At 68.4% G+C, this 24,536-nt stretch carries 17 protein-coding genes and 1 rRNA gene; 14 read left to right on the top strand and 4 right to left on the bottom strand.

The features are described from left to right. Nucleotides 1–290: 290 nt before the first annotated feature. The 4 genes from I6H87_RS22720 to I6H87_RS22705 are packed head-to-tail and all read left to right on the top strand — an operon-like array spanning nt 291 to nt 6,880. A complete protein-coding gene (locus I6H87_RS22720; protein ID WP_010814227.1) occupies nt 291–1,673 on the top strand; it encodes an HlyD family secretion protein in 1,383 nt (460 codons plus the stop codon). 27 nt (nt 1,674–1,700) lie between these two features. Continuing rightward, a complete protein-coding gene (locus tag I6H87_RS22715; RefSeq protein ID WP_011616801.1) occupies nt 1,701–3,053 on the top strand; it encodes a hypothetical protein in 1,353 nt (450 codons plus the stop codon). Between the two features lie 2 nt (nt 3,054–3,055). Further along, nucleotides 3,056–5,017 carry a glycosyltransferase gene (locus I6H87_RS22710; RefSeq protein WP_010814229.1) on the top strand — a complete coding sequence of 654 codons (1,962 nt, stop codon included), beginning with the start codon at nt 3,056–3,058 and terminating at the stop codon, nt 5,015–5,017. Between the two features lie 39 nt (nt 5,018–5,056). Further along, entirely contained in the window at nt 5,057–6,880 is a 1,824-nt protein-coding gene (locus tag I6H87_RS22705; protein WP_011616800.1) for an efflux transporter outer membrane subunit, read from the top strand. Nucleotides 6,881–6,908: 28 nt separating this feature from the next. Here the strand turns inward: I6H87_RS22705 and I6H87_RS22700 are convergent, their stop codons facing one another. Together I6H87_RS22700 and I6H87_RS22695 are read right to left on the bottom strand one after the other, a co-directional pair. Beyond that, entirely contained in the window at nt 6,909–8,126 is a 1,218-nt protein-coding gene (locus I6H87_RS22700; RefSeq protein WP_011616799.1) for an acetyltransferase domain-containing protein, read from the bottom strand. Between the two features lie 2 nt (nt 8,127–8,128). Further along, nucleotides 8,129–10,312 carry a TonB-dependent siderophore receptor gene (locus tag I6H87_RS22695; RefSeq protein WP_011616798.1) on the bottom strand — a complete coding sequence of 728 codons (2,184 nt, stop codon included), beginning with the start codon at nt 10,310–10,312 and terminating at the stop codon, nt 8,129–8,131. A 99-nt stretch (nt 10,313–10,411) separates the two neighbouring features. Here I6H87_RS22695 and I6H87_RS22690 point away from each other — a divergent pair, with 99 nt between their 5' ends. After that, the gene (locus I6H87_RS22690; RefSeq protein WP_010814233.1) at nt 10,412–10,834 is read left to right on the top strand and encodes a Fur family transcriptional regulator; all 423 of its coding nucleotides are present in this window, start codon (nt 10,412–10,414) and stop codon (nt 10,832–10,834) included. A 131-nt stretch (nt 10,835–10,965) separates the two neighbouring features. After that, nucleotides 10,966–11,841: an EamA family transporter gene (locus I6H87_RS22685; RefSeq protein ID WP_010814234.1), complete on the top strand. Its 876-nt coding sequence runs from the start codon at nt 10,966–10,968 to the stop codon at nt 11,839–11,841. On the opposite strand, the gene I6H87_RS22680 is transcribed toward I6H87_RS22685, so the two are convergent. Continuing rightward, on the bottom strand, nt 11,842–12,423 hold the full coding sequence (locus I6H87_RS22680; protein ID WP_011616797.1) for a GNAT family N-acetyltransferase: 582 nt from the start codon (nt 12,421–12,423) through the stop codon (nt 11,842–11,844). A gap of 78 nt (nt 12,424–12,501) precedes the next feature. Between I6H87_RS22680 and I6H87_RS22675 the strand changes: the two genes are divergently transcribed. From I6H87_RS22675 to I6H87_RS22640, 8 genes are all read left to right on the top strand, one after another. Then, nucleotides 12,502–12,987, top strand: coding sequence for a winged helix-turn-helix transcriptional regulator (locus I6H87_RS22675; RefSeq protein ID WP_010814236.1), 486 nt, complete (start codon nt 12,502–12,504; stop codon nt 12,985–12,987). A 318-nt stretch (nt 12,988–13,305) separates the two neighbouring features. Then, nucleotides 13,306–14,625, top strand: a complete 1,320-nt coding sequence (locus I6H87_RS22670) for an MFS transporter (protein WP_010814237.1) — start codon at nt 13,306–13,308, stop codon at nt 14,623–14,625. Between the two features lie 65 nt (nt 14,626–14,690). Then, complete coding sequence (nirB, locus tag I6H87_RS22665; protein WP_011616796.1) at nt 14,691–17,252, top strand: nitrite reductase large subunit NirB; 2,562 nt, start codon at nt 14,691–14,693, stop codon at nt 17,250–17,252. Between the two features lie 25 nt (nt 17,253–17,277). Next, nucleotides 17,278–17,661 (top strand): nitrite reductase small subunit NirD, encoded by a 384-nt coding sequence (nirD, locus tag I6H87_RS22660; RefSeq protein WP_010814239.1) that lies wholly within the window; start codon nt 17,278–17,280, stop codon nt 17,659–17,661. Nucleotides 17,662–17,719: 58 nt separating this feature from the next. Next, on the top strand, nt 17,720–18,961 hold the full coding sequence (locus tag I6H87_RS22655; protein WP_010814240.1) for an NAD(P)/FAD-dependent oxidoreductase: 1,242 nt from the start codon (nt 17,720–17,722) through the stop codon (nt 18,959–18,961). Between the two features lie 41 nt (nt 18,962–19,002). Further along, on the top strand, nt 19,003–21,732 hold the full coding sequence (locus I6H87_RS22650; protein ID WP_011616795.1) for a nitrate reductase: 2,730 nt from the start codon (nt 19,003–19,005) through the stop codon (nt 21,730–21,732). A 174-nt stretch (nt 21,733–21,906) separates the two neighbouring features. Further along, nucleotides 21,907–22,914 carry a tripartite tricarboxylate transporter substrate-binding protein gene (locus tag I6H87_RS22645; protein ID WP_010814242.1) on the top strand — a complete coding sequence of 336 codons (1,008 nt, stop codon included), beginning with the start codon at nt 21,907–21,909 and terminating at the stop codon, nt 22,912–22,914. A 278-nt stretch (nt 22,915–23,192) separates the two neighbouring features. Continuing rightward, on the top strand, nt 23,193–24,341 hold the full coding sequence (locus I6H87_RS22640) for an MFS transporter (RefSeq protein WP_011616794.1): 1,149 nt from the start codon (nt 23,193–23,195) through the stop codon (nt 24,339–24,341). Between the two features lie 78 nt (nt 24,342–24,419). Here the strand turns inward: I6H87_RS22640 and rrf are convergent. Further along, nucleotides 24,420–24,532: ribosomal RNA gene (gene rrf, locus I6H87_RS22635) — 5S ribosomal RNA — on the bottom strand. Nucleotides 24,533–24,536: the final 4 nt, after the last annotated feature.

Here is a 24,536-nt window from a genome sequence, read left to right as displayed (position 1 = left end):
AGCGGGCTGCCACTTCTTGGCCATTGACTGGCCATTGTTCAACTCTGCCCGGATGAAGCCGGGCAAATCCAGGGGCCGCTTGTCGGCCCGAATGCAAGGCGCGCCGATACGGCCTGGCCACATCGAGCGTGCTGCAGACAACAAGCTGAATTGGGGACATGCAAGCCGGGCACCGCGCGACAGCCCTTGCGCGACGCTACCCGCTTGCGTGGAATTTTCGCTCATCCGGCATGCACCCTGTGCATGCCGGCGGGGACGCTTTTTGACTTTGCTTGCCGGAGAACAACACCATGGCCGACCAGCGCAATAATCCGCCACCCAGACAACACCCGCTGACACCGGCTCCGCTGCGCCAGCCCCACGGCGACGGCCTGGTGCAACGCCCGCAGCCCGTTACCGTGCCGCTCTGGCACATCGTGCCGCGCATGGCGGGCTACGGCGTGGTGCTGTTCATCATCTGGGCCGTACTGACAATCATGTTTCCAAATGTGTTTACGCGCTCGTCGGAGCGGGCCGTGGTGAACAGTCCGGTCAGCCTGGTGACTTCTCCCGTGGAAGGCATCGTGACGAAGCAGATGGTGGCCGCGGGCCAGTCGTTCTCGGCCAACCAGGCGCTGATGATCGTGCAGAACCCGAACATCGACCGTTCGCTGCTGGTCGACCTGACCGGCAAGAAGCTCGACAACCAGCAGCGCCATGACTCCGCCCGCGCGCGGCTGGAAAGCAACCGCCGGCTGATGGCCGCCACCGAGCAGGACCTGCAGCGCTACAACAGCGCTGCGCAACGCGAGCACGGTGCGCGCGTGCGCGCCCTGGAGGCGCGCCTGGCATCGGCCCGGGCACAGGAAGACCAGCAGCAGGAAGTGGTCAACCGCAACCAGAACATGCAGTGGGCCGGGGCCGTCAGCGAGGCCTACACCAATGCCTCGCGCTACCAGCTGTCGATGCTTTCCAATGCCAAGGCAGCGGCCAAGGCCGAGCTCGATAACGCAGTCAGCGTGAGCGAGGCCGCGCGCAACAAGGTCTATGCCTCATCCACCGACGGCCCCAGCGCCACGCTGGCCCAGCGGCGCCAGGTACTGGGCGCGGAATCGGCACAGCTGACGGCAGAGCTGGAACAACTGGAGGCCTATGGCAAGTCGGTGGACGAGATGATCGCCACGGAACAGGAACGCCTCGACCGGCTTTCGAACCTGGAGATCCGCTCGGCCGAACCCGGCACCATCGAAGACCTGATCGCGCAGCCCGGCATGCGCGTGGCCGCCGGCGCCACCCTGGCGCGCGCCAGCAACTGCGCGCAGACGCGCGTGGTTGCGGTGTTCCCGCGCAGCCTCAGCGACAACCTGCTGCCCGGTGCACGGCTGAACGTGAATGTCGACGGCGTGCCCACGGCGTTGCCGGCATCGGTGGCAGAGGTACTGCCGCGCGCGCCGGACGGCGACCAGGCGCGTTACTTCGTGCCCTTCCCGCCGATCGAGAAGAACGAGATCTATGTGATCGCCAAGCTCGACCGCCCGCTGGGCAACGTGCCCGGCAAGGCTGGCGGGGCGTCAGGGGCAGCAGCACGGGCAGCGGCAGGGCCAACCCAGTCCGGCCATTGCGGCATGGGCCGCTGGGCGCGCGTGACGCTGAACCAGAGCTGGCTGGGCCAGCTGCGGGCATCGCTGATATAACCGCCGACGCAGGCAAAGGAGCCCCGGATGCGACTGCCGATCCCGACTGCACGCCTGCCCCGCCTGGTTGCCGGCGCGCTGCTTCCCGCCGTGCTCGCGCTGGCGCCAGGCGCGGCGCGCGCTGCCGAGCCTGCCCAGCAGACCCTGCTGGCCGACGGCTGCAAGACCCTGGCCGAGCGCGTCAGCCGTGAAAGCGGCAACGGCCCCTTGTTTCTCGCCAGCTATGAGCCGGCGCCGGGCGGCGGGCCGCTGGCCCCGGCGCTGCGCAATGCCGCCTTCGTCTACGACAACGCGCTGGCCGGCATCGCGCTGGTGGCCTGCAAGCGTCCCGCCGAAGCGCGCCGCATTGCCGACGCCGTGCTGCAGGCAACCCGCCAGGACCGCCACTTCCGCGATGCGCGCCTGCGCAACGCCTATCGCGCCGGCCCGCTGCCGGCCGGCGCGGTGCCCCTGCCAGGCTGGTGGGACGAGCCCAGCAAGCGCTGGTTTGAAGATGCCTACCAGGCCGGCACTGCCACCGGTAACGTGGCCTGGGCCGCGCTGCTGCTGCTGGCCGTGCATGAGGCCACCCGCGATGCGCGCTACCTGGATGGCGCCGCCGCGCTGATGGGCTGGGTGCATGCCACCGTGCCCGACACGAGCGCGCCCGCCGGCTATATCGGCGGCTTCTTCGGCCATGAGCCGAAGCAGACCCGCCAGGGCTGGAAATCAACCGAGCACAACGTCGATACCTATGCCGCCTTCAGCTGGCTCGCCAGCCAGCGCAACGATCCGCGCTGGCGCGACGGCGCGGCGCGCTCGCGCGGCTTTGTCGGCGCCATGTGGCAGGCGCGCGAGGGCCGCTTCATCATCGGCACACGCGACGATGGGCGCGCGCCAAACGCCGGCCCGTCCGCGCTGGATGCGGTGCTGTGGCCGCTGATCGCGATCCCGGACCCGCCGCAGGACTGGCGCCGCAACCTGGCGTGGGTGGAGGCCAAGCACCGCGCCGGCGCGGGCTACGGCTTCAAGGGCGGCCCCGACGGCATCTGGACCGAAGGCACCGGGCAGGCCGCGCTGGTGCTGCAGGCCGCCGGGCAGGCGCAACAGGCGCAGCCACTGTGGCAGCTGCTGCTGTCGCAGCGGGCGCCGTCCGGGATGCTCTACGCCACGCCCGAGGCGCGCATCAGCACCGGGCTGTCGATCGGGCCCACCTCGACCACGGAGGACTTCCACTACTTCCACCTGCCCCACCTGGGCGCCACTGCATGGGCCGTGCTGGCCGCGGCGCGCTGGAACCCCTTCCGTCCGGGCGGATGCCTGGAACCGTCCTGCCCGCCGCCGGCCATTGCGGCCGCGGCACCTGCAACCGCCCCTATCAACACCGCCGCCAAGGAGTGACGATGTTCGCCCTGTTTCTGGAAAACCAGACGCTGCTGGTCATCAACGGCGGCGTGCTGCTGGCGATGGTGCTGCTCTCGATGCTGTGCCGGCAAGACCGGCCGGCGGACCGCGTGCTGTTCGGCGGCGTCACCGCCTTGCTGCTGGCGGTATACCTGACCTGGCGCGTCCGCGAAACGCTGCCCGACTGGCAGATGAACTTCGCCAGCGTGTGGGCCCATGTGTTCTTTGCCTTCGAATGCATGACGCTGGCCTATACGCTGCTGTCGATCGTGGTGCTGGCGCGCACCAGCAACCACACCCCCGACGCCGACGCGGGCGAGGCCGCCTTGCGCCGCGCGAAGCAGGTGCCGCCGGTGGACATCTTCATCGCCACCTACAACGAAGGCCTGGACATTTTGGAGAAGACCATTGTCTCGGCGCTGGCGATCGACTATCCCGACTTCCGCGTCTGGGTGCTGGACGACACCCGCCGCGACTGGCTGCGCGAGTTCTGCGAACGGGTCGGCGCGCACTACGTGACGCGCCCGGACAACGCCCACGCCAAGGCCGGCAATCTCAACAACGGCCTGCGCCACAGCGCCGCGGCCGGCGGCGCGCCCTACATCCTGGTGCTGGACGCCGACTTCGCGCCGCATCGCAATATCCTGCTGCGCACCGTGGGGCTGTTCAGCGATGCGCGCGTGGGCGTGGTGCAGACACCTCAGTTCTATTACAACGCGGATCCGATCCAGTACAACCTGCGCGCCACCGAATGCTGGGTCGATGAGCAACGCGCCTTCTTCGACGTGATGCAGCCGGCCAAGGACGCCTGGGGCGCGGCGTTCTGCATCGGCACCTCGTTCGTGGTGCGGCGCGACCTGATCGACCTGATCGGCGGCTTCCCCACCGGCACGGTGACCGAGGACATCCACCTGACCTACCGGCTGCTGCCGCACGGCTATATCACGCGCTGGCTCAATGAGCGCCTGAGCGTGGGCCTGTCAGCCGAAGGCCTGCCCGAGTACATCAGCCAGCGCAGCCGCTGGGGGCTGGGCACGATCCAGGTGGCGCTGACCGCGGACGGGCCGCTGCGCGGGCGCGGCTACACCGGGATGCAGCGGCTGCACTACGTGCACGGCCTGTTGCACTGGCTGTCGCGGCCATTCACGCTGATGCTGCTGGCAGGGCCGCTGCTGTACTGGTACCTCGGCGTCTCCACCCTGTATGGCGAGCCGCTGCAGTTTCTCGCCTACGGCCTGCCGGCGCTGGTGGCGTACTGGGCGTACAGCATCTGGATCACCGGCCAGCGCGCGCTGCCGATCTTCACCGAAGTCACGCAGATCGTGGCGGCGCTGGCCGTCACCGCATCGCTGGTGAGCGCGATGTTCAAGCCGTTCGGACGGCCTTTCAAGGTGACCAACAAGGGGCTGGACCGCTCCAAACTGGTGATCCACGGCAAGTTCGCTGCACTGTACGCGGGGCTGCTGGGCTTCTCCGCGCTGGGACTGGGCCGCGCCCTGGTGGTGGACCCCGATGCGCAAGGGCTCGCCTTCAACACCATCTGGACCGGGGTGGCGCTGATGCTGTACCTGGCCTCGCTGCTGGTCTGCGTGGAACTGCCGCGCCCGCGCAAGGAAGAGCGCTTCCCGCACCGCGCGGCAGCGCTGCTGCGCGTGGATGGCAAGGAATACCGCGTGACCACCAGGGATCTTTCCTGCAACGGCGTTGCCGTCACCACGCCGCTGGCGCCGGCCATTCCAGCCGGCACCGAGGGCGCGCTGTGGCTGGCGCAGGCCGGCTGGATCCCGTGCCGCGTGGTGCGCCGCGACGGCCAGTTGCTGGGCATCGCCCTGAACGCCGGCATGGCGGCGCGCCACGCGCTGATCCGGCTGCTGTTCACCGATCCCGCACACAACATTGCCCGGCAGGGGCAGCCCAAGCTGGCGCTGTCGCGCTTTGTGCGGCGCGCGCTGCTGGGCTGAACCATGCCAGATAACAATCCCCACTCTCCGGAACCATCCATGCGAAGCCTGCCACGCCCCCGTACCCTGCCCCCGCCGCGCCTGCTGCTGCCCGGCGCACTCGTGCTGGCCCTTGCTGCCTGCACGCTCGAACCGCAGTACCAGCGCCCCGACGCGCCGGTCCCGTCGGCGTGGCCGGAGGGCGCTGCCTACCGCACCCCGCAGGCCGGTGCGGCGCAGCCGGGCCAGCCGGCTCAACCCGCCGGCCCTTCGGCCGCGGACCTGGGATGGCGCGATGTTTTCGTCGACCCGCAACTGCGCCAGCTGATCGAACTGGCGCTGGCCAACAACCGCGACCTGCGCATGGCCACGCTTGCCATCGACGAAGCGCGCGCGCTGTACCAGATCGAGCGCGCGGCGCAGTTCCCCACGGTGGAAGGCAATGCCGGCATGGTCTCGCAGCGGTTGCCGCAACGGCTGCGCGCGGCGGGCCAGTCGCCGCAGATCACCACCTACAACGCGGGCATCGGCTTTACGGCGTTCGAGCTTGATTTCTTCGGCCGGGTGCGCAGCCTCAAGCATGCCGCGCTCGAGGAATACATGGCCACCGAGGAAGCGCGCCGCAGCGCGCAGATCAGCCTGGTGTCCGAGGTGGCCAACGCCTACCTGACGCTGCTGGCCGACCGCGCGCTGCTGAAGCTGTCGCAGGACACGCTGAAGACGCAGCAGGACGCGGCGGAGATGGTGCGGCGCGGGCGGCAGGTTGGTGCGATGGCGCAGCTGGACCAGCATCGCGCGCAAACCCAGGTGCAGACCTCGCAGGTCGGCGTTGAGCAATACACGCGGCAGGTGGCGCAGGATGAGAACGCGCTGTCCTTGCTGATCGGCGGCCCGTTGCCGAAATCCGTGACCGATGCCGGCGCGGCAACGGCCAACGCCAACGCCGCCGCGCGAGATCCGCTGGACGCGCGCACCCTGGTGAGCGAGTTCCCCGAAGGGCTGCCGTCCAGCGTGCTGGTGCGCCGCCCCGACATCCTCAACGCCGAACACCGCCTCAAGGCGGCCAACGCCAATATCGGCGCGGCACGCGCGGCGTTCTTCCCGCGCATCTCGCTGACCGGCGCGCTGGGCGTGGCCAGCAGCAGCCTGGCGGGGCTGTTCTCCGGCGGCATGGCATGGGTGTTCGCGCCGCAGCTGACCGTGCCGATCTTCGACGCCGGCCGCAACCGGGCCGGGCTGGATGCGGCCAACGTGCGCAAGGACATCAACATCGCCAACTACGAGAAGACCATCCAGACCGCGTTCCGCGAAGTGGCCGACAGCATGGCGGCACGCGCCACCTACGAGCGCCAGGTGCAGGCGCAGGAAGCGCTGGTGCGCGAAGGCAGCGAGACCCGGCGGCTGTCGGAAATGCGTTTCAAGAACGGCGTGGACGACTACTTCGGCGTGTTCGACGCGCAGCGCCAGCTCTACACCGCGCAGCAGGCGCTGATCACGTACAAGCTGGCCGGCCTGACCAGCCGCGTATCGCTGTACAAGTCGCTCGGCGGCGGCTGGCGCGAGGTGACCGAGGCCGCCCCGGCGGCCAATGGCGGCGCACGCCAGGCACCCGCCGCGCGGCCGCAAGCCGCGGCACAGCCCCAGGCGGTGGCACGGCCTCAAGCCGTGGCGCAGCCGCAGGCCGTGGCGCAACCTCCAGCCGCGGCGCAACCTCCAGCCGCGGCGCAACCTCAGGCCGTGGCACGGCCCCAAGCCGCCACACAGCCTCAAGCCGTGGCACCGGCTCAGGCAGCAGCCCAGCCCCAGGCCGCAGCGCAACCTCAGGCTCCGGCGCAATCCCCGGCGGCGGCACAGCCGGCACCCGTCGCGGCCACGCCGCGCTGAGCCGGGACGTGCGGGACCCAGGCGCTGGTCAGAAGTACTTCAGCCAGCGCCAGTCCCGCCGCCTTGCTTTCAGCGCCGCGAACCAGCGCACCGCCGGCCACAGCGCCAGGGCGAGCACGGCCGCGCCCAGCCACAGCTGCCAGACGTGGTCGAGGCCGAACACCTTGCCCTGGTTCAGGCCCCAGCGGTGCACGCAAGCCTGGTACAGCCCCTGCAGCACGTAGAGGTGCAGCAGGTAGAAGAACATCGGCACGGCGCCGAACACAGCCAGGCGCCGCGCGATCCAGCTGCCCTGCGCTCGCTCCAGCCACACCAGCAGCAACCAGCCCACGCCCAGTGTCAGCAGCAGGAACAGCAGCGACGGCGGGTATTTGGTGACGTTGAGGAAGCTCATCGCGGTATGCAAGGCGTCGCTGCCCGCCAGCCATTTCTGCTCCTGCCCGTAGCCGTTCAGCGCGCGCAGCACCGCAAAGCCTGCCAGCGCCGCCAGCCCGCATCCAGCCAGCCGCCGCTGCCGTACCGCGGCAGGCACCGTGACGGCAAACCACGGCCCCGCCGCATAGCCCAGCGCGATCACGCCGATCCACGGCAGCACCGGGTATGAGGTACGCACCCTGAAACCATCAGCCACCTCGATCCAGGTGCGGTCGTGCAGGATGGCCCAGGGCACGTGCCAGGCGCTGTCCACCGGGAAATGCAGCGGGCTCAGCAGGTTGTGGCCGGCAACCAGCGCAATGCCCGCGGCAATCAGCACCGCCCGCGGCAGCCACACCAGTGCCGCCAGCGCCATCATGCTCAGGCCGATGGCCCAGATCACCTGCAGGTAGATCACCTGCGGCGGCAAGGTCCCGGTCCAGGCAAAGCCGACCAGCGTCACCTCCAGCAGCACCAGGAACACGCCGCGCCTGAGCAGGAAGCCGCTGACGGCGCGCCGGTCGTTCCCGGCGGCACCGTAGAGCCACACCGATATGCCGGCCAGCCAGATGAAAACCGGTGCGCACAGATGCGCGGCGAGCCGGCTGAAGAAAAGTGCCGGAGAGGTCGTGGCGACATCCATGGGATCGGCCACCTGGACGTGCAGGAAGAACATGTCCCGTACGTGGTCCAGCAGCATGATCAGGATCACCAGTCCGCGCAGAGCGTCGATGGACAGCAGCCGGCCGCCGGCCGGCCGCGCGACCGCGGCAGAAGGGAAATCTGTCGGAGAAGACAGGGGCGCGGCAGTGCGCGCCTTGGCTGGCAGCATCGTCAATAGCTCAGTTGCACGCCCAGCCGCACACTGCGGCCCGCGCCCGGCGCAATCCACAGGCTGCTGTACGAACTGGCGTAATAGGTCTTGTCGAACAGGTTGCCCACGTTGAGCGACACGCGCACGTTGCGGCTGTATTGCCAGTAGCCATGCAGGTCCACCAGCACATAGGCCGGCAGCGAGAAGCTGTCCTGCACATCGCCCGGACGCCGCCCCACATAACGCAGGCCGGCACCAACGCCATAGCGCTGGCCCACCGGCGCGGCATCCTCGTACACCGCCAGCACGCTGCCGCTGGTGCGCGGCACGTTGGACAGCGGCGTGCCGGCGGCCAGGCGCGTGTCCTGCGTGATCTCGGCATCGGTCAGCGCAAAACTGCCCGATACGCGCCAGTGGGTGCCAAGCTGCCCGGCCACATCCAGCTCCAGGCCGCGGCTGCGCGCTTCGCCGGCGGCGATATAGAAGGAGGGATCGGACGGGTCGGTGGCCAGCACATTGCGCTTGCGGATCTCAAAGATGGCCAGCGTGGCGCCGCTGCGGCGGTCCTCGCTGTCGAACTTGATGCCGGCCTCCACCGCGCGGCCGCGCTCGGGGTCGAACGGCAGCCCCGCGGCGTCGGCGCCGGCATTGGGACGGAATGACTGGCTGGCATTGGCAAACAGCGACACGTTCTGGCTGGCCAGGTAGCTCACGCCCACGCGCGGCGACACTGCGTTCTGGTGCTGCGTGGTGCGCGTGCCGCGCAGGTGGTTGTCCAGCGACTGGTCGAAGGCGTCGAAGCGCACGCCGGCCAGCACGCGCCAGCGCTCGCCCAGGCTCAGCTGGTCCTGCGCGTAGGCGCCGAGATTGCGCTGGCGCTCGTACGTGTCCATGTTCCACGGCATCGGCGGCGCCGGCTGGCCATAGGCCGGGTCGTAGATGTCGATCGCGTACGGCGCCGCGGCGCTGGGGTTCTTGCGCAGGATCGCCATGGTATTGCCGAAGCGGTAGGCATCCACCCCCATCAGCAGTTCATGCCCGACCGGGCCGGTGCTGAACTTGCCGGTCACGCTGGCCTGCAGCGAGACATCGTCCGACTGGAAGTCACGGTAGCGGCGCTGGCGCCAGAGCGTGCGGCCGTCGGCGGCCAGTGAAGTCGCCTCGCTGCTATGTCCCGTCAGTGCGCCGCCGCGGTAGGACAGGCCGAGCCTGCCCTTCCAGTTCTGACTGAACTGGTGCTCCACGCTGAGCTGGTGCGACTGGCTGTCCAGCCGCATGTCGCCGTCGCCGGGCTCGCCCAGGAAGCGCGAGCGCGGGATGCGGCCCAGCTGGCCGTTGACGGCCACCACGCCGCGGTCCATCGGCGTGGTGTAGCGCTGGAATTCGGCCGCGTACTGCAGCACGGTGTCGTTGCCCAGGGTCCAGGTGAACGACGGCGCCACCAGGTAGCGCTGGCTGTTGATGTAGTCGCGCGTGCTGCCCTGGTGGTCGGCCACGGCGATCAGCCGGCCGGCCACGTTCTCGCCAAGCGGGCCGGTGACATCGGCCGTGGCACGATAGCCGTCGCGCGTGCCAAGCTCGAAGCCATAGCGCTGCGCAGGCCGGAACTGCGGCTGGCGCGTGACCACGTTGAAGGTGCCGCCCGGCTCGCTGGTGCCGTACAGCGATGACGTCGGGCCCTTGAGCACTTCCACGCGTTCGATCGTGGCCGCATCCATCGGCGCGGTATAGCCGCGGTTGGCGGCAAAGCCGTTGACCAGGTAGCCCGCGCCGGTGTTCTCATGGCCGGTGAAGCCGCGCATGGCGAAGTTGTCCCACAGGCCGCCGAAGTTGTTCTGGCGCGCGATGCCGCTGACATAGTCGAAGGTCTGGGCGAAACGGGTCGCGGCGATATCGTCCAGCATGGCGCGCGGCACCACGCGCACCGACTGTGGAATTTCGCGCAGCGGCGTGTCGGTGCGGGTCGCGCCGGAGGCGTCGGGCGGGTTGTATGATGCGGAGGCCGTGCCGACCACCGACACCGCCGGCAGCGTAATATCGGAGGCCTCGGTGGTATCCGCCGCCTCGGCCAGGCCGGACATCGCCAGCATCAGGGCGGCAACCGGCCGCAATGAACGCGCCTGGACCGGGCGCAGGTCTGGCACAACAGGCTGGAACGAAAACGGCGCGCGGCGCCGGGCACGGCTGAGCTGCGCAAGCAGCATAAGGAACACCCCAATAAAAACGAGTCGCGGCGGCGGCCATCCGACTGGCAAACCGCAGCGACTCACTAATGATAATAATTTCTCATTAAGATTCTAGTCATGGAACGCATGACCCGTCAACGCGGCGCCGTCATCGACGCGCTGCGCGAAGCCGGCCGGCCCCTGAGCCCGGCCGAGATCCTGGCCGCGGCCCAGCACCAGGTGCCCTCACTGGGACTGGCTACGGTCTACCGCAACATCCGTGCCCTGGTGGAAGGCGAGCAGGTGCATGCCGTCGAACTGCCGGGCCAGCCGGACCGCTATGAATTGTCGGAAGTGCCGGGTGCCGCGACCCACCGGCACTATTTCCAGTGCCTGTCGTGCGACCGCGTCTTCCCGCTGGAAGGGTGCCCCGGGCATCTGGAAGAGATCACGCCACCGGGTTTCGAAGTGGAGCACCACGAGCTGACGCTACTGGGGCGTTGCCCGGACTGCGCCAGCAAACCCGGCAAGCGGCGCAAGGCGGCAGCTCGGGATCACTGAGCAGCGGCGTGCCCGGGGCACGGCCAACTGTACTGAGCCACTGGCCCGCACCTGTATATGGCGCCCGCGCCGGGCTTGCCGCATGATGCGGCAGCATTGCACAGGCCACGCCATAAAACAGGATCCCCAAATTGCCGCAAACCGCCGCCCACCGTCGCTCGACCCTGCTCGCCGTGCTGGCCCTGACCGGCTCGATGGCCTCGCTGTGCATCGGCACCTCTTTTGCCAAGAGCCTGTTCTCGGCGCTCGGGGCACAGGGCACCACGGCGCTGCGGGTGAGCTTCTCCGCGCTGATCCTGCTGTGCGTCTGGCGCCCGTGGCGCATCCCGCTGACGCGAACCAACGCGCGCGCGATCGCGCTGTACGGCGCGGCGCTGGGCGCGACCAACCTGCTGTTCTACATGTCGCTGCGCACCATCCCGCTGGGGCTGGCGATCGCGATCGAGTTCACCGGGCCGCTGGCGGTCGCGGTGCTGTCGTCGCGGCGCGCAATTGATTTCCTGTGGATCGCCTTTGCCGTGGCCGGGCTGCTGCTGTTGCTGCCGGTCGGCGATGCCGCCGGCACGCTCGATCCGGTGGGCATCGGCTATGCGCTGGCCGCGGGCGTGGGCTGGGCGCTGTATATCGTGTTCGGGCAGATGGCGGGCAACGCCCACGGCGGGCAGGCCACCGCGCTAGGGCTGACCATGGCGGCGCTGGTGGTGCTGCCGTTCGGACTCGCGCATGCGGGCACCGCGATGTTCAGCCCGACGCTGCTGCTGTTCGGGCTGGCGGTGGGCATCCTGTCGAGCGCGATCCCCTATTCGCTGGAAATGGTGGCGCTCAAGCGCCTGCACCGGCGCACCTTCGGCATCCTGCTGAGCATGGAGCCGGCGATGGGCGCGCTGGCCGGGCTGGCGTTCCTGCATGAACAGCTGAGCGCGCTGCAATGGCTGGCGATCGCCAGCATCATCACGGCCTCGGCAGGTTGCACCATGACCTCGCGCGGCAAGCGCGACGCCAGTTAATCAGCGCGCGCCGAACCAGTCCGCCGGCAGCCGCTGCGGGCTGCGCGCCGGCTGGCCAAGCGCCAGCGTGACTTCATGCAGGTGGCTGTCCTGCGGATTGCGGCGGCTGGCAAAGCCGAGGCCGCGCAGGATGGCCAGCATGCGGCGGTTCTCGCTGAGCACGTCGCCGCGCAGGGTGCGCAGGCCGGCCGCGCGCGCCAGTTCGCACAGCCTGGCGATCAGGCGCCGCCCCAGTCCCTGCCCTTGCCAGCCGTCGGCAACCACCACGGCAAATTCCCCGACCTGCCCGGACACCACGTATTCCGCGCTGGCGACAATGGCTGAGACACCAACTTCGTCGGGCGCCTCCACCACCAGCGCCACCCCGCCAGGTCCGGGCGCGGCCAGGCCGTCGACAATCGCGTCCACCACGCGCCCGCCGCTCAGGAAGCGGAAGTAGCGGCTCTCACGCGAGAGCCCATCCACCAGCGCGCGCAGCGCCCCGCCATCCTGAGGCCGCGTATGGCGCAGCGTGACCTGCACGCCCCGTCCCACCGTCCAGCTTTCCGCCTTGCCCGTGCGGGCCTCGCTCTGATCATCCATCCCGGCACCCTCTGGATTCAAAATTCGTAGTCAGAGTATAGGAGATAACCTGACTTTTGCAAATGAAGTCAGCATGCTATGCTTGCCGGCATCATGACCCTCAATGCGTCCGACCTCCGCCACTGCTCGATTGCCGCGACGCTGTCGCTGATCGGCGAAAAGTGGACGATCCTGATCCTGCGCGATGTCTTCCATGGCGTGACGCGCTTCGACGACTTCCTGCGCCGGCTGGAATGCTCGCCCGCGGTGCTGTCCGCGCGCCTCAAGACGCTGACCGACGCCGGCCTGCTGCGCAAGGTCGGCTACCGCGAGCCCGGCGAGCGCGAACGCTTCGAATACCGCCCCACCCGCGCCGCCGTCGAGTTGCTGCCGGTGCTGGTCGGCCTGATGCAGTGGGGCGACAGCCACATGGCCCCGTCCGGCGAAGGCCCGGTGCAGATCCGCTCGCGCGCCAGCGGCAAGCTGGTGCGCGCGGCATTGGTCGACGAGGACGGCGTGGAAGTGTCGCCGCGCGATATGCGGATCATTCCCGTCAACGCCCAGTCCCCGGCTTCGGACCAGTAGCGCCGACCGCGGTATTGCATCGCACCAGCGCAGCCCACCGCACTGCACCATGAGTGTGCCGCCAGCCCGGCGGCCGCCCCACCACAGCGCATCCCGGCATCACTCCGCCGCACCCAGCGCAACAAACCCCCACTCACCGTCACATGCCGGCCTGGCACACCCCTTGCGTAACATGGTACGGGCCCGTCAACGGCGACCGGCCCACCCCACATACGCAGCCCCTATCCCATGTAGTGGCTGTCAGGACAACGGCGTCCCCTGAACTGGCCTGAGCGGCCTGGTCTGCGGGACGCCATTTGTTTTTTGGAGCCAAGGACGATGACCGCCAAAGCCACCCGCATCGAGCTGCTGAGCTTTAGGACCCCGCAGATGCGCGCCTTCCACCTGACCTGGATGGCGTTCTTCGTCTGCTTCTTTGCGTGGTTTGCCTGCGCTCCGCTGATGCCTGTGCTCAAGGGCGAGTTCGGCCTGACCCCGGGCCAGATCGCCAACATCAATATCGCGGCGGTGGCGGTGACCATCCTGGTGCGCCTGGTGATTGGCCCGATGTGCGACCGCTTCGGCCCGCGCAAGACCTACACCGGCCTGCTGGCGCTGGGCGCGCTGCCGGTGCTGGGCGTGGCGCTGGCACAGAACTACGAGACCTTCCTGACCTTCCGCCTGCTGATCGGCGCAGTCGGCGCCAGCTTTGTGATCACGCAGTACCACACCTCGGTGATGTTCGCGCCCAACGTGGTCGGCACCGCCAACGCGGCCGCGGCCGGCTGGGGCAATGCCGGCGGCGGCGCCGCACAGGCCATCATGCCGCTGCTGCTGGCTGCCGTGCTGATGCTCGGCGCCGACCACGCGTTCGGCTGGCGCTTCGCCCTGCTGGTGCCGGGCGTGCTGATGCTGATCATGGCCGTCATTTACTGGCGCTTCACCCAGGACTGCCCGGAAGGCAACTACTCGGACCTGCGCGCCCGCGGCATCGCCATCACCGGCAAGGACGGTGGCAAGGGCGGCGGCTGGGCCAGCTTCCGCGCCGCCAGCGCCAACTACCGCGTGTGGCTGCTGTTCATCACCTACGGCGCCTGCTTCGGCGTTGAGATCTTCATCCACAACATCGCCGCCTCGTATTACGTGGACCGCTTCGGCCTGAGCCTGAAGGCTGCCGGCATGGCCGCCGCGAGCTTCGGCCTGCTGGCGCTGTTTGCCCGCGCCCTGGGTGGCTGGCTGTCGGACAAGGCGGCGCGCCGCCGCGGCCTGGACGCACGCGCCACGCTGCTGTTCGTGCTGATCCTGGGCGAAGGCCTGGGCCTGCTGTGGTTCGCGCAGGCCGGCAGTGTGACGCTGGCCGTGGTCGCGATGCTGCTGTTCGGCCTGTTCACCCACATGGCCTGCGGCGCGACCTACGCGCTGGTGCCCTTTATCGACCGCAAGGCGCTGGGCGGCGTGGCCGGCATCATCGGCGCGGGCGGCAACGTTGGCGCCGTCGCCGCGGGCTTCCTGCTCAAGGGCCTGGGCGACCTGCAGCACACGCTGACAGTGCTGGGCGTGCTCGCCACCATCTCCGCACTTTGCGCCATCGCCATCCGCTTCACCGCCGAGCACAAGGCCCAGGAGCAGGCGCTGTACGACAGCGCAATGGCCAGCTGATTTTGAAGCATCGCCCCCACAGCACAACAAGCAGCAAAGACTGACTACCGGACAAGGAAAGCATCATGAAACTGATCATCGTCGGCCACGGCATGGTGGGTCACAAGTTCCTGGAGTGCCTGGCGGAAGCCGGCGCGCAGAACGTGGAAGTGACCGTGCTGTGCGAAGAACCACGTCCCGCCTACGATCGCGTGCACCTGTCCGAATTCTTCGCCGGCAAGTCAGCCGAGGACCTGTCGCTGGTGCCCGCCGGCTTCTTCGAGCAGCACAACAACATGCTGCTGCGCCTGAATGCGCGTGCGGTGGAGATCGACCGCGCCGCGCGCACGGTGAAGGTGTCGACCGGCGAGACCCTGTCCTATGACAAGCTGATCCTCGCCACCGGTTCCTACCCCTTCGTGCCGCCGGTGCCGGGCAAGGACCGCAAGGACTGCTTTGTCTATCGCACCATCGAAGACCTGGAAGCGATGCGCGAATGCGGTGCGCGCTCGAAGACCGGCGTAGTGGTCGGCGGTGGCCTGCTTGGCCTGGAGTGCGCCAAGGCGCTGCGCGACATGGACCTGCAAACGCACGTGGTCGAGTTTGCGCCGCGCCTGATGGCGGTGCAGGTCGACGAAGGCGGCGGCCGCATGCTGCGCCAGAAGATCCATGGCCTGGGCGTGACCGCGCACACCGGCAAGAACACGGTGGAGATCATCGACGGCGAAGACGGCACCCACCGCATGGTGTTTGCCGACGGCACCCACCTCGACACCGACATGATCGTGTTCTCGGCCGGTATCCGCCCGCGCGACGAACTGGCGCGCACCAGCGGCCTGGCGGTGGGCGAGCGCGGCGGCATCGTGGTGGACAACCAGTGCCTCACCTCGGATCCCGACATCTACGCCATCGGCGAATGCGCGCTGTGGCAAGGCAAGATCTACGGCCTGGTGGCGCCGGGCTATGACATGGCCCGCGTCGCCGCGCGCCACCTGCAGGGCGAAGCCGCCGAGTTTGCCGGCGCCGACATGAGCACCAAGCTCAAGCTGATGGGCGTGGACGTGGCCAGCATCGGCGACCCGCACGGCACCGTGCCGGGCGCGCGCTTCTACCAGTTCTGCGACGACCGCAAGGAGGTCTACAAGAAGCTGGTGGTGTCCGACTGCGGCAAGTACCTGCTGGGCGGCGTGCTGATCGGCGACGCCAGCGAGTACGGCACGCTGCTGCAGATGATGCTGAACAAGATCGAGCTGCCCGAGTCGCCCGAGTTCCTGATACTGCCCGACAGCAGCGGCAAGGCCAAGCCCGCGCTGGGCGCCGATGCCCTGCCCGACACCGCCCAGATCTGCTCGTGCAACAACGTCTCCAAGAGCGAGATCTGCGCGGCCGTGTGCGACGGCGCCACCAGCATCGGCGCGCTCAAGACCTGCACCAAGGCCGGCACCGCCTGCGGCGGCTGCGTGCCGCTGGTCACGCAGATCATGAAGGCCGAGATGAAGAAGCAGGGCATGGCCGTCAACAACCACCTCTGCGAGCACTTCCCGTACTCGCGCCAGGAGCTGTATCACCTGGTTCGCGTGGGCAAGTTCAAGACCTTCGATGCGCTGCTGGAAGCGCATGGCAAGGGCATGGGCTGCGACATCTGCAAGCCCGCGGTGGGCAGCATCCTGGCCTCGTGCTGGAACGAGTTCGTGCTCAAGGAAGAGCACGCCAGCCTGCAGGATTCCAACGACTACTACCTGGCCAACATCCAGAAGGACGGCACCTATTCGGTGGTGCCGCGCATGCCGGGCGGCGAAGTCACGCCCGAGGGCCTGATCGCGGTCGGCCAGGTGGCCAAGAAGTATGGTCTCTACACCAAGATCACCGGCGGCCAGCGCGTGGACCTGTTTGGTGCGCGCGCCGAGGAACTGCCCTTCATCTGGGAAGAACTGATCGCCGCCGGCTTTGAGTCCGGCCATGCCTACGGCAAGGCGCTGCGCACGGTGAAGTCGTGCGTGGGCTCCACCTGGTGCCGCTATGGCGTGGGCGATTCGGTGGGCCTGGCGATCGAGCTGGAGAACCGCTACAAGGGCCTGCGCGCGCCGCACAAGATCAAGTTCGGCGTGTCCGGCTGCACCCGCGAATGCGCCGAGGCGCAGGGCAAGGACGTTGGCGTGATCGCCACCGACAAGGGCTGGAACCTGTACGTGTGCGGCAACGGCGGCATGAAGCCGCGCCACGCCGAGCTGCTGGCCAGCGACCTGGACCACGACACCCTGGTGCGCTACATCGACCGCTTCCTGATGTTCTACGTGCGCACCGCCGACCGCCTGCAGCGCACCAGCGTCTGGCGCGACAACCTCGAAGGCGGCCTGGACTACCTCAAGGCCGTGGTGCTGGACGACAAGCTGGGCCTCGCCGCCGAACTGGAAGCCGAGATGCAGCATGTGGTCGACACCTACGAAGACGAGTGGAAGAAGGCCGTGACCGATCCCGAGACGCGCAAGCGCTTCCGCCATTTCGTCAACAGCGACCGCCGCGACGACAACGTCGCCTTTGTCGAAGAGCGCGGGCAGATCCGCCCGGCCACGCCGGAGGAACGGAAATTGCGTCGTTCTCGCCTGAGCCAGATTCCCGTGGTTGCCATGCCCGCAAAAGCAGCCTGACCGTGCCGCAAACAAGGAGAACGTGATGAGCCATCCCCACCATCCTGAGACCTGGACCGCCGTCTGCACCGTACGCGATATCGTGCCCAATACTGGTGTGTGCGCGCTGGTCGACGACAAGCAGGTCGCCGTGTTCCGCATCGGCCGTGGCGACGAAGTCTACGCCATCGACAACTTCGATCCCAACTCGCAGGCCGCGGTGCTGTCGCGCGGGCTGGTCGGCAACCTCGGCGAGCGCCTGGTGGTGGCTTCGCCGATCTACAAGCATCACTTCGACCTGCGCACCGGCGAATGCCTGGAAGCGCCCGAGCAGTCCGTCAGTGCCTACGCCGCACGCGTCTATGACGGCAAGGTCTGGATTGCCGCCGGCGTGGCCGTGAGCGAGGCCGAGGAAGAACTCGCAGCCTGACACCGGCGCCCATTTGATGTTCCCCCTGTCCTCAAGCCACGCCAACGGAGATGCCGGCATGACGCCTTCCGCCACCCCCCAAGCCCGCCCGCGCCTGGTCGTCGTCGGCAACGGCATGGCCGGCATGCGCACTGTGGAAGAGCTGCTCAGGCTCGCCCCGGACCTGTACGACATCACGGTGTTCGGGGCCGAGCCGCACGGCAACTACAACCGCATCCTGCTATCCCCGGTGCTGGCCGGCGAGAAGACGGTAGCGGACATCATGCTGAACACGCGCGAGTGGTACGCCGAGCATGGCATCGAACTGCTTGCCGGCGATCCGGTGGTGGCCATCGACCGCCCGCGCCGCATCGTGCGCTCGGCCTCCGGCCGCGAAGTGCGCTACGACCGCCTGCTGCTGGCCACCGGCTCCAAGCCCTTCATCCTGCCGGTGCCGGGGCACCAGCTCGACGGCGTGATCGCCTTCCGCGATATCCAGGACGTGGAGACCATGCAGCAAGCCGCGCGCGACCACCGCCATGCGGTGGTGATCGGCGGCGGCCTGCTCGGCCTGGAGGCCGCCAACGGGCTGCTGCGCCAGGGCATGGACGTGACCGTGGTGCACCTGCCCGACAGCCTGATGGAGCGCCAGCTCGACAAGCCCGCTGCCACGCTGCTCCAGGGCGCGCTCGAACGCAAGGGCCTGCGCTTCCTGCTGGGCGCTCAGACCGCGGAGATTCTCGGCATCGACCGCGTCACCGGCGTGCGCTTCAAGGACGGCAGCGAGATCCCCGCCGACCTGGTGGTGATGACCGCCGGCGTGCGCCCCAATATCGAGCTGGCCGCCGGCGCCGGCCTGCACTGCGAGCGCGCCATCGTCGTCGACGACACGCTGCAGACCTATGATCCGCGCATCTACGCCGTGGGCGAGTGCGTGCAGCATCGCCAGGCCACCTTCGGCCTGGTGGCGCCGATCTGGGATCAGGCGCGCGTGTGCGCCGCGCACCTCGCCGGCGCCGGCCATCGCCACTACGTGCAGCAGGCCACCGCGACTAAACTGAAAGTGACCGGCGTCGACCTGTATTCCGCCGGCGACTTCATCGGCGCCGAAGGCAGTGAAGACCTGGTGCTGCGCGACCCGCGCCGCGGCGTCTACAAGCGCCTGGTGCTGCAGGACGGCTATCTGGTCGGCGCCGTGCTGTACGGCGACGTGCAGGACGGCCCCTGGTACTTCGACATGATCCAGCGCCGCACGCCGGTGGGCGCGCTGCGCCAGCGCCTGCTGTTCGGTCAGGCGCAGTGCGAAGCGCTCGCCGCATAAGCATCACCGTAAGCCATATAACGCCCCCGCACGGAGAACGCGTGAACCTGTCCGACATCCCGGTCGTCTCGGCGACCCTGACCACCACCACCGCCACCACCTGCCCGTACTGCGGCGTCGGCTGCGGCGTGCGCGCCACCGTGCGCGCCGACGGCCAGGTCGAGATCGCGGGCGACGCGCAGCACCCGTCCAATCACGGCCGGCTGTGCGTGAAAGGCTCGGCGCTCGGTGAAACCGTGGACCTGGAAGGCCGCCTGCTCCACCCCAAGGTGCGCGGCACCGATGGCTCCCTGCAGCAAGTCTCGTGGGACCATGCGCTGGACACCGTCGCGCAAGGCTTCTCGGACATCGTCCGCCGCCACGGCCCGGATTCGGTCGCGCTCTATGTCTCGGGCCAGCTGCTGACCGAGGACTACTACATCGCCAACAAGCTGATGAAGGGCTTCATCGGCAGCGCCAATATCGACACCAACTCGCGCCTGTGCATGTCGTCGGCAGTGGCCGGCCACAAGCGCGCCTTCGGCGAAGACCTGGTGCCGGGCAACTACGAAGACCTGGAACTGGCCGACCTGGTGGTGCTGGTGGGCTCCAACACCGCGTGGTGCCATCCGATCCTGTTCCAGCGCCTGTCCCGGGCCAAGGAAGCGCGCCCCGAGATGAAGATCGTGGCGATCGACCCGCGCCGCACCGCCACCTGCGAACTGGCCGACCTGCACCTGGCGATCCGCCCGGGCACCGACGTGTGGCTGTTCAACGGGCTGCTGAGCTACCTGGCGCGCGAAGGCCGCACCAACGCCGCCTTCGTCGCCGCCAGCACCGCGGGGCTGGATGAAGCCCTGCAGGCCGCGGACGCGGCCTGCGCCGATCCCGCTGCCGTGGCCCGCGCCTGCAAGCTGGACGTGCAGGACGTGCTGGCGTTCTACCAGCTGTTCGCGGATACGGAAAAGACCGTGACCGCCTTCTCGCAAGGCGTCAACCAGTCGTCGGCCGGCACCGACAAGGTCAACAGCATCATCAACTGCCACCTGCTGACCGGCCGCATCGGCGCCCCGGGCATGGGCCCGTTCTCTCTTACCGGCCAGCCCAATGCAATGGGCGGGCGCGAGGTCGGCGGCCTGGCCAACATGCTGGCCGCGCACATGGAACTGGCCAACCCGCTGCATCGCGACATCGTGCAGAGCTTCTGGCAATCGCCGGTGGTGGCTGACCGCCCGGGCCTGAAGGCGGTGGAACTGTTCGAGGCGATCGAAGCCGGCCGCGTCAAGGCGGTCTGGGTGATCGCCACCAACCCGGTGGTAAGCCTGCCCGACGCCGACCAGGTGCGCCGCGCGCTGGCCAGGTGCGAACTGGTGGTCACCAGCGACATCATCGAGCGCACCGACACCAATGCTGCCGCGCACGTGCTGCTGCCCGCGCTGGGCTGGGGCGAGAAAGACGGCACCGTTACCAACTCGGAACGACGCATTTCCCGCCAGCGTGCCTTCCTGCCCGCGCCTGGCGAGGCGCGCGCCGACTGGCGGATCCTGTGCGACGTCGCGCGCCGCATGGGCTTTGACGGCTTCGACTATGCGGGCGTGCATGAGATTTTCGACGAGCACGCACGCCTGAGCGCCTGGCGCAACGATGCCGCACCGCGCGTGTTCGACATCGGCGGGCTGGCCGGCCTGGACCAGGAGCACTATGACGCGCTGGAGCCCGTGCAATGGCCGCTGCCAGCGGGCGCACCGGCTGGCGCCGGCACGCAGCGCCTGTTTGCCGACGGCCGCTACGCCCATGCCGACGGCCTGGCCCGCTTTGTCGCCACGCCGCCGCGCGCGCCGGCCCACGCGCCCGACGACGATTTCCCGCTGATCCTCAACACCGGCCGCGTGCGCGACCAGTGGCACACCATGACGCGCACCGGCAAGTCGGCCAAGCTGGCCGACCACCTGCCCGAGCCCTTCGTCGACATGCACCCGCAGGACGCGCTGCTGTCCGGCGTGGGCGAAGGCAAGCTCGCGCGCGTCAGCACGCGCTGGGGCGCGATGGTGGCACGCGTGCGCCATGGCGGCGGCATCCCGCGCGGCAGCGTGTTCGTGCCGATCCACTGGAACGGCCAGTTCAGCTCCGACGCACGCGTCGGCGCGCTGGTCAATCCCGTGGTCGATCCCGTTTCCGGCGAGCCCGAATTCAAGCACACGCCAGTACGGGTGGAGCCATTCGGCGTGAACTGGCATGGTTTCGTGCTGAGCCGCAGCGCGCTGCCCGCGGAAGCGCTGACCTACTGGACGCGCGTGCAGGGCCGCCAGTTCCAGCGCTATGAATTCGCCGGCCGCGACACCGTGGCCGACCGCACCGCCTGGGCCCGCGCGCTGCTCGGCGTGACCGATCCGGACGCCGACTGGCTCGAGTACGAGGACCGCACCGCCGGCGTCTACCATGCGGGCTATGTCGTCAACGACCGGCTGGAAGCGTGCGTCTACGTTTCGACGCGGCCCGAGTTGCCCTCACGCGCGTGGCTCGCCGGCCTGTTCGGCCGCGAGCGGCTGGAAGACGCCGACCGCATCGGCCTGCTGCTCGGCCAGCCGATGGAGAAAGGCGCCGACACCGGCCCGACGGTGTGCTCGTGCTTTGGCGTGGGCCGCAACACCATCTGCGACGCCGTGCGCAAGCACGACCTGAAGACGCCCGCGGAGATCACCGCCTGCGTCAAGGCCGGCGGCAACTGCGGCTCGTGCGTGCCGGAACTGAAGAAGCTGCTGGTGGAAGTGCGCGTGGCCGAGGTCGCCTGACCAGTGCAGTGCCGAGGCAACCGGGCTACCAGCCAGCCGGCCTGATCTTCCATCACGGATTAGGCACCCTTCACGAGAACCAGATTGCGGTCGCGGCGGCATACCCCCATGCTAGCCGCGCAACCCCGACAAGCCGCCCCGGACTCACGGCGCGGCACCAATCTGGAGACAGCAATGAAGGATGCGAAGGATTTGCGCGCCGGGCCACGATGGCTGGCGGGCGTGATGGTGATGGCCTCGGCGCTGGCTGGCACAAGCGCCGCGGCAGCGGCTGACGCCTACCCCGGCAAGCCGATCACGCTGGTCGTCCCCTACTCCGCCGGCGGCCCGACCGACGTCGTGGCACGCACGCTGGCGCAGGCGATGTCGCAGGATCTCGGTCAGAGCGTGGTGGTGGAAAACCGCACCGGCGCCGGCGGCACCGTGGCTGCCGCCTTTGTCGCCCGCGCACAGGCGGACGGCTATACGCTGCTGATCCACCATAATGGCATGGCGACCGCGCCGGCACTGTACAAGAAGCTGTCGTACGCGCCGCTGAAGGATTTCGAGTATGTCGGCCAGGTCGCGGACGTGCCGATGACCCTGATGGGCCGCAAGGACCTGCCGGCCAAGACCGTGCCGGAACTGATCCGCTACGTGACGCAGAACAAGGACAAGGTGTCGCTGGCCAATGCCGGGCTGGGCGCCGTATCGCAACTATGCGGCGTGCTGTTCGAGCAATCGGTCCACGTCAAGCTCAATGCAATTCCTTACCAGGGCGCCGGCCCCGCGCTGACCGCACTGCTGGGCGGCCAGGTCGACCTGCTGTGCGACCAGACCACGGCCACGCTGCCCCATATCCAGGCCGACCGCGTGCGCCTGTTCGGCGTGACCACGCCGGCGCGGATCAAGGCGCTGCCCAGTGCGCCAACGCTGCAGGAAGGCGGTCTCAAGGGCTTTGACGTCAAGGTCTGGCACGGCATCTACGCGCCCAAGGGCACGCCGCCCGCTGCAGTGGCGCGGCTGACCAAGGCGCTGCAGAAGGGGCTGCAAGATCCCGTGGTGATCAAGAAACTCGATGGCCTGGGTGCGGAAATCGTGCCGGTCGACAAGCAGACGCCGGAAGGCCTGCGCACACTGCTCAAGGCTGAGAGCGACAAGTGGCAGCCGCTGCTGAAGTCGATGCAGATCGAGGCCGACTAACTTTCCGCCATGCCACCGGTGCCTGGGCACCGGTGGCCCCTGATTGCTGGCAATACGATAGAATCATCCCTGACTTCCCGGCGATCTTTCTGAATCGCCCCTTCTCGCAGTACCCGGTGCCGGCTCGCACCATCCCCATCTTGCCCGACTCAGCGGCGCATTCATTTTCCGGATTTACCCACTGTTAGGCGGCGATGCGCCCTTGTTACGTCGCGTTTCGCACGTCTTGGCCGGTATCGCCACGTCCCATCAATGTTGAAGCCCGAGGAGGCTACCCTATGCCATCTCCTTGCCTGCTGCCCGTGCTTGCCCTCGCCGTGTGCATGGTCGGCGCTGCTGAATTCATGTTGTCACCGATGCTGGCGCCGCTTGCAGACGCTTTTGCCACCACCCCGGCGCGCGCATCGGGACTCATTTCTGCCTATGCCCTTTCCTATGCCTTGGCCGCGCCGTTGATGGGCTGGTTCTCCGATCGTGCCGGACGGCGCCGCGTGCTGCTGGCTGCATTGCTGTTGTTCGCACTCGATGGCATCGCCCTCACGCTCGTCCCTACGCTGCATGCCGCCATGGCATTGCGTATCCTCGGCGGGCTCGCCGCCGCGGCCACGATTCCCACCGTCTTCGCATTGATTGCAGATCTGGTTCCCCCGGCGCGGCAGGCTGGCGCCATGGGCGGCGTCATGCTAGGCATGACCGCCGGCATTGCCGCAGGCCCGGCAGTGGCCGGGGTACTGGCCGATGGATTCGGCTGGCGCGCTCCCTTCCTTGTCACCGCAGGTGGTTGCCTGGCGGCCCTTCTTGCCGGCTGCCACGTACTTCCGCGCAATCTGCCGCGTAGCGGCGACTGCCAGGAAAAATCCAGGAACATCCCAGCATCTTCAGGCATCCTGCTTCCATTGATCGCGAAAGGCGCCTGGAATGGAAGCGCCGTAGCGGCCTATGTACTAGCGGGGGAAGTGCTGCGGCTGCGTTACGGGCTCGGCGTGCCCGGCGTCGGCGCGGCACTTTCGGTGTTCGGCCTCGGCCTGGCCGTTGGCAATCTGCTGGCAGGGCGTGCCAGCCAGTGCTTCGCGCGCGAGGAAAGTGTTTTGATAGTGGCCACCGCGCTTGTCGCCGTGGCCCTGACCTTGTTCACAACAGGCGTCTTGGGGTTGCCCGGGTCGCTTGGCTGCCTGCTGGCGTGGGGCGCGGCACTCGGCATCGCGGCGCCATCTAGCACCGCCATCCTGGCTCGGCGGGCCGGCGCAGCAAAGGGACAGATTCTGGCCGTCTCGGAAAGCATCAACAACCTGGCTGTGCTGATGCTGATGCCGGTTGCGGCCAGCTCACTGGCAGTGCACGGCACCGTGCCAGCCGCATTGCTGGTTGGAGGCTGCTGCCTGGCCGGCGTTGCGCTGGCTGTCGCGGACCGGCGGATGACGGCATGAGGGGCGCGGGCGTGATTTTCCGCCGCGCCAAAGCAAAAACCCCCAGCCTTTTGGGGCTGGGGGTTCTGCGGAATAAGAGCCTGGCGATGACCTACTTTCACACGGGAATCCGCACTATCATCGGCGCGGAGCTGTTTCACGGACCTGTTCGGGATGGGAAGGGGTGGTTCCAGCTCGCTATGGTCACCAGGCATG

It is taken from the genome of Cupriavidus necator, assembly GCF_016127575.1.
Taxonomy (GTDB): Bacteria; Pseudomonadota; Gammaproteobacteria; order Burkholderiales; family Burkholderiaceae; genus Cupriavidus; species Cupriavidus necator_D.
Note: the sequence above shows the minus strand (reverse complement) of the source record. Positions and strands in the feature narration are given on the sequence as shown.

Excerpts from the sequence above, each read along its gene's own strand:
- I6H87_RS22720 (WP_010814227.1), top strand. The coding sequence starts at position 291 with ATGGCCGACCAGCGCAATAATCCGCCACCCAGACAACACCCGCTGACA.
- I6H87_RS22715 (WP_011616801.1), top strand. The coding sequence starts at position 1,701 with ATGCGACTGCCGATCCCGACTGCACGCCTGCCCCGCCTGGTTGCCGGC.
- I6H87_RS22710 (WP_010814229.1), top strand. The coding sequence starts at position 3,056 with ATGTTCGCCCTGTTTCTGGAAAACCAGACGCTGCTGGTCATCAACGGC.
- I6H87_RS22705 (WP_011616800.1), top strand. The coding sequence starts at position 5,057 with ATGCGAAGCCTGCCACGCCCCCGTACCCTGCCCCCGCCGCGCCTGCTG.
- I6H87_RS22700 (WP_011616799.1), bottom strand. The coding sequence starts at position 8,126 with ATGCTGCCAGCCAAGGCGCGCACTGCCGCGCCCCTGTCTTCTCCGACA.
- I6H87_RS22695 (WP_011616798.1), bottom strand. The coding sequence starts at position 10,312 with ATGCTGCTTGCGCAGCTCAGCCGTGCCCGGCGCCGCGCGCCGTTTTCG.
- I6H87_RS22690 (WP_010814233.1), top strand. The coding sequence starts at position 10,412 with ATGGAACGCATGACCCGTCAACGCGGCGCCGTCATCGACGCGCTGCGC.
- I6H87_RS22680 (WP_011616797.1), bottom strand. The coding sequence starts at position 12,423 with ATGGATGATCAGAGCGAGGCCCGCACGGGCAAGGCGGAAAGCTGGACG.
- I6H87_RS22675 (WP_010814236.1), top strand. The coding sequence starts at position 12,502 with ATGCTTGCCGGCATCATGACCCTCAATGCGTCCGACCTCCGCCACTGC.
- I6H87_RS22670 (WP_010814237.1), top strand. The coding sequence starts at position 13,306 with ATGACCGCCAAAGCCACCCGCATCGAGCTGCTGAGCTTTAGGACCCCG.
- nirB (WP_011616796.1), top strand. The coding sequence starts at position 14,691 with ATGAAACTGATCATCGTCGGCCACGGCATGGTGGGTCACAAGTTCCTG.
- nirD (WP_010814239.1), top strand. The coding sequence starts at position 17,278 with ATGAGCCATCCCCACCATCCTGAGACCTGGACCGCCGTCTGCACCGTA.
- I6H87_RS22655 (WP_010814240.1), top strand. The coding sequence starts at position 17,720 with ATGACGCCTTCCGCCACCCCCCAAGCCCGCCCGCGCCTGGTCGTCGTC.
- I6H87_RS22645 (WP_010814242.1), top strand. The coding sequence starts at position 21,907 with ATGAAGGATGCGAAGGATTTGCGCGCCGGGCCACGATGGCTGGCGGGC.
- I6H87_RS22640 (WP_011616794.1), top strand. The coding sequence starts at position 23,193 with ATGCCATCTCCTTGCCTGCTGCCCGTGCTTGCCCTCGCCGTGTGCATG.